The sequence below is a fragment of the Streptomyces sp. 150FB genome (assembly GCF_000818195.1).
GTDB lineage: Bacteria > Actinomycetota > Actinomycetes > Streptomycetales > Streptomycetaceae > Streptomyces.
This window is the reverse complement of sequence record NZ_JTHL01000001.1, coordinates 1,503,586-1,514,905: the sequence shown is the minus strand read 5'-3', so window position 1 is coordinate 1,514,905 and position 11,320 is coordinate 1,503,586. Positions and strand designations below refer to the sequence as shown.

The 11,320-nt window shown below is 70.1% G+C and carries 10 protein-coding genes; 5 read left to right on the top strand and 5 right to left on the bottom strand.

The window, feature by feature from the left end; translation table 11 throughout:
• Together QR77_RS06115 and QR77_RS06110 are read left to right on the top strand one after the other, a co-directional pair.
• Positions 1-924 (top strand): cyclopropane-fatty-acyl-phospholipid synthase family protein (locus QR77_RS06115; RefSeq protein ID WP_040020144.1); only part of this gene is annotated, 924 nt, incomplete at its 5' end.
• Complete coding sequence (locus tag QR77_RS06110; protein WP_040020143.1) at positions 921-1,727, top strand: DUF1295 domain-containing protein; 807 nt, start codon at positions 921-923, stop codon at positions 1,725-1,727. The genes QR77_RS06115 and QR77_RS06110, both read left to right, overlap by 4 nt.
• A 24-nt stretch (positions 1,728-1,751) precedes the next feature.
• On the opposite strand, the gene QR77_RS06105 is transcribed toward QR77_RS06110, so the two are convergent.
• The 5 genes from QR77_RS06105 to QR77_RS06085 form a co-directional block, all read right to left on the bottom strand.
• Positions 1,752-3,107: a deoxyribodipyrimidine photo-lyase gene (locus tag QR77_RS06105; RefSeq protein WP_040020142.1), complete on the bottom strand. Its 1,356-nt coding sequence runs from the start codon at positions 3,105-3,107 to the stop codon at positions 1,752-1,754.
• A gap of 12 nt (positions 3,108-3,119) precedes the next feature.
• Positions 3,120-3,872: an anti-sigma factor gene (locus QR77_RS06100; protein ID WP_040020141.1), complete on the bottom strand. Its 753-nt coding sequence runs from the start codon at positions 3,870-3,872 to the stop codon at positions 3,120-3,122.
• On the bottom strand, positions 3,869-4,453 hold the full coding sequence (locus QR77_RS06095) for a sigma-70 family RNA polymerase sigma factor (RefSeq protein ID WP_040020140.1): 585 nt from the start codon (positions 4,451-4,453) through the stop codon (positions 3,869-3,871). Before QR77_RS06095 ends, QR77_RS06100 begins: the two co-directional genes overlap by 4 nt.
• A 238-nt stretch (positions 4,454-4,691) precedes the next feature.
• Positions 4,692-5,549, bottom strand: a complete 858-nt coding sequence (locus QR77_RS06090) for a siderophore-interacting protein (protein ID WP_107068896.1) — start codon at positions 5,547-5,549, stop codon at positions 4,692-4,694.
• A 58-nt stretch (positions 5,550-5,607) separates the two neighbouring features.
• The gene (locus tag QR77_RS06085) at positions 5,608-6,516 is read right to left on the bottom strand and encodes a 5'-3' exonuclease (RefSeq protein ID WP_040020137.1); all 909 of its coding nucleotides are present in this window, start codon (positions 6,514-6,516) and stop codon (positions 5,608-5,610) included.
• 264 nt (positions 6,517-6,780) lie between these two features.
• On the opposite strand from QR77_RS06085, the gene QR77_RS06080 reads away from it, so the two are divergent.
• The 3 genes from QR77_RS06080 (at position 6,781) to QR77_RS06070 (ending at position 11,215) form a co-directional block, all read left to right on the top strand.
• Positions 6,781-7,917 (top strand): glycine betaine/L-proline ABC transporter ATP-binding protein, encoded by a 1,137-nt coding sequence (locus tag QR77_RS06080; protein ID WP_078876501.1) that lies wholly within the window; start codon positions 6,781-6,783, stop codon positions 7,915-7,917.
• Positions 7,910-10,540: an ABC transporter permease/substrate binding protein gene (locus tag QR77_RS06075; RefSeq protein WP_040020134.1), complete on the top strand. Its 2,631-nt coding sequence runs from the start codon at positions 7,910-7,912 to the stop codon at positions 10,538-10,540. The genes QR77_RS06080 and QR77_RS06075 overlap by 8 nt, the downstream gene beginning before the upstream one ends.
• Positions 10,541-10,663: 123 nt before the next feature.
• Positions 10,664-11,215, top strand: a complete 552-nt coding sequence (locus tag QR77_RS06070; RefSeq protein WP_040020132.1) for an XRE family transcriptional regulator — start codon at positions 10,664-10,666, stop codon at positions 11,213-11,215.
• Positions 11,216-11,320: the final 105 nt, after the last annotated feature.

The following is an 11,320-nucleotide window of genomic DNA, read 5'->3' as shown; positions in this document are numbered from 1 at the left end:
TCCGAGGCGCGGCTGAACGGCGCGCTCCACAGCAAGACACGCGACCGCGCCGCGATCAGCCACCACTACGACCTCTCCAACGACTTCTACGCGCTGCTCCTCGACGAGACCATGGCCTACTCCTGCGGCTACTGGACCAGCGAGGACCCCGACTACACCCCCGTCGACTCCCAGCGCGACAAGCTGGATCTGATCTGCCGCAAGCTCGCGCTGCGCCCGGGGTCCCGGCTGCTGGACATCGGCTGCGGCTGGGGTTCGCTCACCCTGCACGCGGCCCAGGAGTACAAGACGCAGGTCACCGCCGTCACCCTGGCCGCCGAACAGGCCGCGTACGTCCGCGCGCAGGTCGCCGAGCGCGGCCTTGAGGCGTTCGTCGAGGTGCGGCTCTGCGACTACCGCGACATCGAGCGCGGTTCGTACGACGCCGTGTCGACGATCGAGATGGGCGAACACGTCGGCGACGCCGAATACCCGGGCTTCACCGAGACCCTGCACGCGATGCTGCGGCCCGCCGGGCGGGTGCTCGTCCAGCAGATGTCCCGGGGCGCCACCGCCCCCGGCGGCGGCGCGTTCATCGAGTCGTACATCGCCCCCGACATGCATATGCGCCCGCTCGGCGAGACCATCTCGCTCCTGGAGGGCGCGGGCCTCGAAGTACGGGCCGTCGAGTCGCTGCGCGAGCACTACGGCCGTACGGTCGGCGCCTGGCACGCGACGCTGGAGGAGCGCTGGGCGGAGTTCAGCGCGCTGGTCGGCGAGGAGACCGCGCGGGTCTGGCGGCTCTATCTGGTGGGCGGCCGCCTCGCGTTCGAGGAGGGCCGCATGGGTGTCGACCAGATCCTCGCGGTACGGCCGCTGGACGACGGCGGCAGCGGGATGCCGGCGACACCGCACGACTGGTACGAAGACGGCGGCCCCAGGTGAACGGTTACCCGTGGGGCTCCTTCGGCGAGGGCGTCGGCGCCGCCGCGGGCGCCGCTGCCGCCGTGATGCTCGTGACGTTCGCGATCGCCGTGGCCAAGGGGCTGCACCGCGTCGTCGACATCGCGTGGGGCGCCGCCTTCGCGGCCGTCGCGCTCGTCTCGTACGCGCTGTCGGCGGGGGAGGGCGACGGGGCCCGGCGGCTGCTGATCACCGTACTGACCGTCGTCTGGGGGCTGCGGCTCGCGTTCCACATCGCTGCGCGCGGCCGCGGGCACGGTGAGGACGCGCGGTACGAGCGGATGCTCGGCAAGGCGCCCGGCAACAGGAATCTGTACGCCCTGCGCATGATCTATCTGCTCCAGGGCGTACTGGTCCTGCTGATCTCGCTGCCCGTGCAGGCGGCGATGTACCTCCCGGGCGCGGTCGGTCCCGTCGCCTACGCGGGCGTGGCGGTGTGGCTGGCCGGGCTGTTCTTCGAGGCGGTCGGTGACCGGCAGCTCGCCCGCTTCAAGGCGGACCCGGCGAACAAGGGCCGAGTGATGGACCGGGGGCTGTGGAGCTGGACCCGACACCCCAACTACTTCGGTGACTTCTGTGTCTGGTGGGGTCTGTTCCTCATCGTCTGTGACGATCCGGTGGTAGCGGCGGCGACGCTGGTCAGCCCCCTGGTGATGAGCTTCCTGCTGATCGGGGGCAGCGGGAAACGGCTGCTGGAACGGCACATGGCCGACCGGCCGGGCTTCGCCGCGTACACCGCCCGCACCAGCGGGTTCTTCCCGCTGCCGCCGAAGGACAGGACCTGACGCGTCGTCACGCTTCCTCGCGCCTCAGCCGCGCGCCCGGAGGAAGCGGTCCCTTCCCTCCGCGAGGTCCACGATCGGGTCCGGGTAGTCGAGCCGGGCCCGGTCGGGGCCCTTCAGCGTCCACGGCTGGTGCACGGCGGCGCCGGCCACCTCCGCCAGTTCGGGCACCCAGCGGCGTACGTAGTCGCCGCGCGGGTCGAAGCGCCTGGCCTGGGTGAGCGGGTTGAGCACCCGGTTCGGCCTGGTGTCCGTACCGGTGCCCGCCGCCCACTGCCAGTTGAGCTGGTTGTTCGCGAGGTCCGCGTCCACCAGCAGATCGAGGAAGTGGCGCGCGCCGACGCGCCAGTCCAGGTACAGCGTCTTGGTGAGGAAACTCGCGACCAGCAGACGGGCGCGGTTGTGCATCCAACCCTCGTGCAGGAGCTGGCGCATGGCGGCGTCCACGACGGGGTATCCCGTACGCCCCGCACGCCACGCGGCGGCCTCGTCCTCGTCCGTACGCCAGCGGTCGCCGCGCGCCCGGTAGTCCGACCAAGCGGCCTCCGGGCGGGCGGCGAGCACCTGGTGGTGGAAGTCCCGCCAGGCGAGCTGCCGTACAAAGGCGTCGGCGCCCGCCCCGCCCACGCGCCGCGCCCGGTGCGTCAGTTCCACCGGGGAGAGCGCGCCGAAGTGGATGTACGGGGAGAGCCGGGAGGTGGCGTCGCCCGGCAGGTCGTCGTGCCGGTCCTCGTACGAAGCGATCCCGTCGCCCATCCATCCGGAGAGCAGCTCGCGGCCGACGTCCTCGCCGCCCCGCGCGAGGCCGGGGGAGGTGCCGGCGATGTCGTCGCGCACGGGCAGCGGGTCGCTGTCGATCGCCGGGACGCGTACCGTCCTCGGCGCGGCCGTCACCTGGCGCTGCCCCGACTCCCGCCAGCGCCGGAAGTACGGGGTGAAGACCGCGAAATGGTCGTTGCCGGCCGGTGTGACCTGGCCGGGAGGTACCGCCGTGATCACCGCGTCGTGCACGTCGAGGCCGCGTCCGGAGCCCTCCAACTCCGTGCGCAGCCGCTCCTCCCTGCGCGCCGCGTACCCGCTGACGCCGGCGGCCACATGGACCCGCCGCGCGCCGGTCTCCTCGACCACCTCGCGTACCCGCTCGACGACATCACCGCTCCTGACGACGAGACGGCCGCCCCGATCGCGCAGCCCGGCGTCCAGCGAGGCGAGGCAGTCGGCCAGGAAGGCACGGCGGTTGGGCGCGTCGAAGCCCGCTGCCCGTACCCCCTCGTCGAGGACGAACAGCGGGACCACTTCGCGGGCGTCGCGCAGGGCGGCCCGCAGTGCCGGCTGGTCGTGCACCCGCAGGTCGGAGGTGAACAGCAGCACGGCGACGCTCATACGCCTCAGTCCTCAGGCAGGCAGATCCAGCAGGGCCAGCGGGGCGGAGGTGGGCTGCGTGGAGCCGCCCGCGGGTTCCACCGTGATCCCCATCCCGGACGCCGCTCCGACCGGTCCGCTCATCAGTACCGCATCGGAGCCGTCGTGCGGGGCGAGCAGGCCGGCGGCGCGCATCTTTCCCCCGTCCGCGTACCAGAGCTGGTAGACCTTCCCGCCGGGAGTGTCCGGCAGCCCGGACGCGATGAACGCGGCCTTGTCCTGGGAGCGCGAGACCACGACCGTGCCGCTCGCGCCGTCCGTCAGCTTGCCCGTGCTGAGCTTCGCGTCCGACGAGGCGAGCACCGCGGCGAGTTGCCGCGACTGGTCCTGCGAGGACTCCGCCTGCTGCTGTGCGTTCCTGGCCTCCTGGTGCTGCCATACGGCGACACCGCCGAACCCGGCGGCCACCGCGAGACAGGCGGCGAGCGCGAAACGGGACAGCGCGCGTCCCCGGGCGGCGCCGCCTCCCGTACGGGCGTGGGACGTGACCCTCGGCGGGTCCTGGCGTTCGGTGGCGATCCGCGCGAGGAGCTGTTCCTTCATCGCCGCGGGCGGCGTCACGCTCACGGCCCGGCCGAGCCGGGCCGCTGTCGCCGACAGTTCGGCGACCTCGGCGGCGCAGGCCTCGCAGGCCGCCAGATGCCGTTCGAATTCGGTGCGTTCCCCTGACTCCAGTGCGTGCAGGGCATACGCACCGGTCAGGGTGTGCAGGTCCGCTGTACTCATGCGTCGACCCCCAAGCAATCGCGCAGCCGGATGAGACCGTCGCGCAGCCGTGTCTTGATCGTGCCCAGGGGGACCGAGAGGAGTTCGGCGACCTCCCGATAGGTGAGCCCCTGGTAGTACGCCATCGTCACGGACTGACGCTGGAGTTCGGTGAGGGTACGCAGACAGCGGCGCACCTGCTCTCGTTCGAGGCGCCCCTCCACCTGCTCGGTGACCTCGTCGTACGCGGGGGTGCGGTCCAGCAGCGCCGCCCGGTGCTCGCGGTCGCTGGACGCCTGGGCGGAGCGCACCCGGTCGACGGCGCGGCGGTGGGCGAGGGTGAGGACCCAGGTCATACCGCTGCCCCGGGAGGGCTGGAAGCGGGTCGCCGAGCGCCAGACCTCCAGCAGGACTTCCTGAGTGACCTCCTCGGACTGCGCGGGATCGCGCAGTACGGAGCGCACCAGCCCCATCACGGGCCCGCAGACCAGGTCGTAGACGCGGGAGAAGGCCTCTTGATCCCCCCGTGCCACCAGGCTCAGCAACTCCTGGAGGTCGGGCCCCGCCGGAGCGGGGCCACCGATGTACACGGCTTCTTTCACGCGGCTTTCCTCCACGGTACGGACCAGCGTCCGTTGTCGTGCCAACCGTCCGAGCCGTACGGGCCGTCCGAACAGACTTCAGAAACCATTCGAAGCTGTCGGTCCACCGGATTGGTTTCCGTACGAGGAGGGTTCCGGCGCCGCGGCCGGGGCACAGCGCGACGGGCCCCCGGCGGGGGCCCGTCGTCGTACGTACGTGCGTCGAGCCGCGCGCGGCGCGTGCGCGCGGCTCGACGCCTCAGCCCGCGCTCTCCTGCTCGCGCTCCACCTGCTCGTTCCACTCCCGCTTCACGGAACGCCACGCCTCGTCGCTCTGGCCGAGCCGCCAGTAGCCCGAGATCGAGAGCCGCTCGCGCGGGACGCCCCGCTCGTTGCGGAGGTGACCGCGCAGCACCTTCACGAATCCGGCCTCGCCGTGGACGAAGGCGTGGACGTCGCCCGGCGGGAACTCCAGTGCCTGTACGGCGGCCACCAGCGCCTCGCCCACCGGGCGGTCCTCGCGGTGCACCCAGGTGATGCCGCCGCCGTCGGGGGCGGCGACCTTCTGCTCCTCGCGCGGCCCCGAGATCTCGACCAGGGCACGCACCGTGGCACCGGCCGGCGCCCGCTCCACCGAGGCGGCGATCGCGGGCAGCGCGCTCTCGTCGCCCACGAGCAGATGCCAGTCGGCAGCCGGGTCGGGCGCGTACAGACCGCCGGGACCGAGGAGACGTACGGTCTCGCCGGGCCGGGCGCGCGCCGCCCAGGGCCCTGCCAGACCCTCGTCGCCGTGGACGACGAAGTCGATGGTCATCTCCCGGGCCGCCGCGTCCCATTCGCGCACCGTGTACGTACGCGTGGCGGGCCACTGCTCGCGCGGGAACTCCGCGCGGATCCGGTCCATGTCGAACGGCTCGGGGTACGTCACGCCCTCGGCGGCGAACAGCACCTTGACGTAGTGGTCGGTGAACTCACCGGCCTCGAAGGCGGCGAGTCCCTCACCGGCAGGACCGGCGCCGCCGAGGACGAGACGGACCATGTGCGGGGTGATCCACTCGGTGCGCTCCACCCGCGCCTCATGGACCTTCGGTGCCTTGCGGGCCGGTTGTGCTGCCACAGCGTCTCCCTGGATCCCTGGACGTTTTACCTTGCTTAGGCTTACCTAAGCTAACACCTCAGGCGGCCTTGAGTGTCGTGAGGAGCCGCTGCAACGAGCCGCCGAGTCCCCACCGCTCGGCGAGGCCGCCCAGCACGGCCGGGTCGCGCGGCTCGGCGGGAAGCGCCGGATCGAAGTCCGGCAGGGGTACGTCACCGGCGACCCGCACCACCGTGGGCGCGACCGCCACATAGTCCCTGGCCTCGTCCAGCCGCCGCCGCTGCGAGGGGGTGAGCTTGGCGCGCGGATCCTCCACCGCCGCCATGATCCCCGCCAGGTCCCCGTAGGCGTCCAGGAGCTTCGCCGCCGTCTTCTCGCCGATGCCCGGCACACCGGGCAGCCCGTCGCTCGGGTCACCGCGCAGCAGGGCCAGATCGACATAGCCCGGCCCGTCGACGCCGTACTTCTCGCGCAGCGCCGCCTCGTCCACGATCAGGGGCGATCCGACGCCCTTGACCGGATACAGCACCCGCACACCCCGGGCGTCGTCCACGAGTTGATACAGATCGCGGTCGCCGGTGACGATGTCCACCGGGCCGCTCGCGCCGCCCGCCAGTGTCCCGATCACGTCGTCCGCCTCATACCCGGCGACGCCGACCCGGGCGATGCCGAGCGCGTCGAGCACCGCCTCGATCACCGGCACCTGGGGCGCCAGCGTGTCGGGCGTGTCCTCCTCGTCCGGGCCCTCCGGGTGCGCCTCGGCGACCCGGTGGGCTTTGTAGGAAGGGATCAGTTCGACCCGCCAGGCCGGCCGCCAGTCGGCGTCCATGCACGCCACCAGCTCGTCGGGCCGGTGGTCCTGGACCAGCCGTGCGATGAAGTCCAGCAGGCCGCGCACCGCGTTGACCGGGGTGCCGTCCGGGGCCCGTACGGAGTCGGGGACCCCGAAATAGGCGCGGTAGTAGAGGGAAGCGGTGTCGAGGAGCATCAGGCGTCGCGTCACCCGCCCAAGGATGCCGTGTCCCACCGACAACGAGCGCGGACAGTGTGGACAGCGCGGACATCGGCCCCGCGTGTCGTGTGACGTGGATCACTCATGTGTTTGGGTATTACAAGTAGGGGCAGGCGCCGAGACGGAGCGAACCTGTCTTGATTTCACCGTCGACACAGGCACGGCGGACCGAACCCGTCCGCTCCACGGCCCGCCGGCGGGGGTGGCGGGCCGTTTTTCGTTTCGACACGTGAGGTGTATGTGTCCAGGCTGCAAGCAGAACATCTGTACAAGGTGTTCGGCAGACGACCAGACGAAGCTGTGACGAAGCTGGAGAGCGGCACCGACCGCGAGCAGCTTCGCGCCGACGGTACAACCGCAGCGGTGATCGATGCCTCGTTCACGGTCGAGCCGGGGCAGATCTTTGTGGTCATGGGTCTCTCGGGATCCGGTAAGTCCACCTTGCTGCGCATGCTCAACGGACTGCTCGAACCGACCTCGGGACGAGTGCTCTTCGACGGCCAGGACCTCACGGCCCTGAGCCCGGAGAAACTGCGCCACGTACGGTCGCGCAAGATCAGCATGGTCTTCCAGCACTTCGCGCTCTTCCCGCACCGCAGCGTCCTGGAGAACGCCGGGTACGGCCTGGAGGTACAGGGCGTGCCGCGCGGCCAGCGCAACAGCCGCGCCGCCGAGGCACTGGAGATGACCGGTCTATCCGGCTGGGAGAAGTCCTGGCCCGACGAGCTGTCCGGCGGTATGCAGCAGCGCGTCGGCCTCGCCCGCGCGCTCGCCACCGACGCGGACATCCTGCTGATGGACGAGTCCTTCAGCGCGCTCGACCCGCTCATCAGGCGTGACATGCAGGACCAGTTGCTCGCGCTCCAGAAGCGGCTCAAGAAGACCATCGTGTTCATCACGCACGACCTCAACGAGGCCATGCGCCTCGGGGACCGGATCGCCGTGATGCGCGACGGCGAGATCGTCCAGATGGGCACCGCCGAGGACATCCTCGTCACCCCGGCCAACGACTACGTCGCGTCCTTCACGAGGGACGTCGACCGCTCCCGGGTGCTCACCGCCGGAGCGATCATGGCCGAACCCGACGCCGCCTTCGGCATGCTGGGCAAGGACGGCAAGGAACTGCGCACGGAGCGGGACGTGATGGCGGCCGCGCCCGCCACCGTCCCGGCGAACACGCCGATCATCGAGCTGTTCACGCCCTGCTCGGCCAGCGAACTGCCCGTCGCCGTCACCGGCGAGGAGGGTGAGCTGATCGGGGTCGTACCCCGCTCCAGGCTGCTCGCCGTCCTCGGTGAGCCGATGACGCCCGACACGCCCGGCGAAGCGCCGGCCGGCCCGCCCGGCTCGCTGACCAAGGCGGTGGCCAGTGCCTAGGATCCCGGTAGGAGACTGGGTCGAGAGCGCCGTCAACTGGCTCCAGGCCACGTTCGGCTGGCTCTTCGACGCCGTGAGCTGGCTGCTCACGCATATGAACGACGGCATCAACTTCGTGCTGTCGGGTCCCGAACCGCTGCTGCTCGCCGGGATATTCGCCGTCATAGCGTGGTGGCTGCGCAGCCTGAGCGCGGGTGTCCTCACCTTCGTGGGCTTCGCGCTCATCGATTCCATGGAGCTGTGGGATCACGCGATGGAGTCGCTGACGCTGGTACTCGTCGCGACCATCACCACGCTCGTCATCGCCATCCCGCTGGGCATCTGGACCGCCCGCTCGAAGACGGTCAGCTCCGTCGTACGGCCGGTGCTCGACTTCATGCAGACCATGCCCGCCATGGTCTATCTGATCCCCGGCGTCTACTTCTTCGGCGTCGGAGTCACCCCGGGCATCATCGCCACGATCGTCTTCTCGCTGCCGCCCGGCGTCCGGATGACGGAACTCGGCATCCGCCAGGTCGACGAGGAACTGGTCGAGGCCGCCGACGCGTTCGGCACCAGCCCGCGCAACACCCTGTTCCGGGTGCAGTTGCCGCTCGCCCTCCAGACGATCATGGCCGGCATCAATCAGGTGATCATGCTGGCGCTGTCGATGGTGGTCATCGCCGGCATGGTCGGCGGCGGCGGACTCGGCGGCGACGTCTTCGAGGCCATCGGCAACGTCAACATCGGCCTCGGCGCCGAGGCCGGCCTCGCCGTCGTGATCCTCGCCATCTACCTCGACCGGATCACCGGCGCGCTCAGCCTCCAGGTCTCCCCGATCGGGCGCCGCGCGCTGGCCAAGGCGAAGGACCTGACCGGCGGACTGAAGATCTGGAACCACCGCCCGCAGCCCGTCGTCGCCCTCTCCGGAGTGGTCGTCCTCGCGCTCGTCGCCGGCGGTCTGAGCATGTTCGGCACGAACGGGAGCAGCGGCGACGCCGTCGCGGGAAACCCGTCCGACGTCGGCAAGGGCAAGACCGTCAGCATGGGGTACATCCCCTGGGACGAAGGCATCGCCACCACCTTCCTGTGGAAGGAGATGCTGGAGGAGCGCGGCTACAACGTCGACGCCAAGCAGTACGACGCGGGACCGCTCTACGCGGGCCAGGCGGGCGGCCAGATCGACATCCAGACGGACTCCTGGCTGCCGACGACCCACGCCACGTACTGGGCCAAGTACAAGAACGACCTGGAGGACATGGGCGCCTGGTACGACCAGACGTCGCTGGAGGTCTCCGTCCCCTCGTACGTCAAGGGCGTCAAGACCATGGCCGACCTCAAGGGCAAGGCCTCGATGTTCAAGGGCCGGATCATCGGCATCGAGCCCAGCGCCGGCGAGATGGGACTCCTGAAGACCAAGGTCCTCAAGGCGTACGGCCTCGACAAGGAGTACAAGGTCCTCGACGGGTCCACGCCGAGCATGCTCTCCGAGCTGAAGCGCTCGTACGAGAAGAAGGAGCCGATCGCCGTCGTGCTGTGGTCGCCGCACTGGGCCTACAGCACCTACGACCTGACGAAGCTCCAGGACCCCAAGAACGCCTGGGGCAAGGGCGACAGCATCCACCTGCTGACCCGCAAGGGGTTCACCAAGGACAATCCGGCGGTCGCTTCCTGGCTCAAGAACTTCAAGATGACCGACAAGCAGCTCGGCAGCCTTGAGGCGAAGATCCAGACCACCGGCCCCGGCAAGGAGCAGGAAGCCGTCCGCGCCTGGCTGAAGGACAACCCCGGTGTGGTCGACACGTGGGCGCCCGTCCCCAAGTCGTCGAAGAACACGCCGCCGCCCGCCGAGGCCAAGCGGCCGATCAACGTCGCCTGGTTCCCCTGGGACGAGGACATCGCCGCCACCTATCTGTGGAAGGCCGTCCTCGAAGAGCGCGGATACACCATGAATCTCAAGCAGTTCGACGTCGGCCCGATGTACGCGGCGATGTCGCGCGGGCAGCTCGACGTCCAGTTCGACGGCTGGCTCCCCAACACCCAGAAGAGATACTGGGACAAGTACCACACGACCCTGAACAAGATCGGGTCCTGGTACGGGCCGACCTCCCTGGAGATCGCGGTCCCGTCCTACGTCAAGGGCGTCAAGACGCTCGACGATCTCAAGGGCAAGGGCGGCGAGTTCAAGAACCGGGTCATCGGCATCGAACCCGGCACCGAGACCATGAACATCCTCAAGAAGAAGGTCCTGCCGGGGTACGGCCTCGACAAGGAGTACAAGGTTCTCGACAGCTCGACGCCCGGCATGCTCACCGAGCTGAAGCGCTCGTACGCGAAGAAGGAGCCGGTCGCCGTCATGCTGTGGAGCCCGCACTGGGCCTACAACGAGTACAAGCTCACCAAGTTGCAGGATCCGAAGAAGGCGTTCGGCACCGGTGACCAGATCACGACCGTCTCCAGCGCGGCCTTCCCCAAGCAGTACCCGCAGCTCACCAAGTGGCTCAAGGACTTCAAGCTGAGCGAGCAGCAGCTCGCGAGCCTGGAGAACCAGATCCAGAAGAGCGGCAAGGGGCACGAGGAGGACGCTGTCAAGGTCTGGATGGGGCAGAATCCGGGCATCGCCGACAAGATGGCTCCGCTCTAGCGGAGCGGTAGCGTGGGTGGGGTGAGCATCGCCTGTGGCGAAGCTCACCCCTTCCGGGTATTCCTGTCTGCTCGACGGGGTCGACTCTGAGAGGATGACGGTCCGGTCGGGAGGGAGCCCAACATGGACGAGAAGGAATCGCTCAGGGTGGGTGCAGCCGTCCGCAGACGGCGCAGGTCGCTGGGGATGACGCTGGCGGCCGTCGCAGCGCGCAGCGGACTGTCGGTGCCCTTCCTCAGCCAGATCGAGAACGAACGCGCGAGGCCCAGCGTCCGCTCGCTGGAACGCGTCGCCGACGCGCTGGACACCACACCGGCGCGGCTGCACGCGGCGGCGGACTCGGCGCGCACCGTCGATGTCGTACGGGCCGCTCCCACCGCGATCCCGGGAGCCCGCCGGGTGGTGCGCCCCGGTCACCAGCTCGACGCCCAGGAGTTCACCGGCGAGGTCGACACCGGGCGTGAGTACCAGCACCGCAACGACGAGGTGATGTTCATCGCCGACGGCGCCGCCGAGGTCGAGGCGGAGGGGCGGGCCTACCGCCTGGAGCGCGGTGACACGCTGTACCTGACCGGCGGCGTACGGCACCGCTGGCGCGCCACCGAGCCCGGCACCCGCATCCTGGTCGTCGCAGTCGCGGAACACATCGATGCCACGGTGGACCCGAGGCGCTGAGGGTGGGGGCGCTGGGGCAGGGGTGGGCGGAGTTGCCGCGCGGGTTGTCGCGCGGGGTTGCCGCACGGAGCTGGAGCGGATGCTCAGTGAGGGTTTGATGGCTGC

Coding starts and splice junctions, on each gene's coding strand:
- QR77_RS06100 (WP_040020141.1), bottom strand. CDS start 3,872: ATGAGTACAGCGGACCTGCACACCCTGACCGGTGCGTATGCCCTGCAC.
- QR77_RS06105 (WP_040020142.1), bottom strand. CDS start 3,107: ATGAGCGTCGCCGTGCTGCTGTTCACCTCCGACCTGCGGGTGCACGAC.
- QR77_RS06085 (WP_040020137.1), bottom strand. CDS start 6,516: ATGCTCCTCGACACCGCTTCCCTCTACTACCGCGCCTATTTCGGGGTC.
- QR77_RS06070 (WP_040020132.1), top strand. CDS start 10,664: ATGGACGAGAAGGAATCGCTCAGGGTGGGTGCAGCCGTCCGCAGACGG.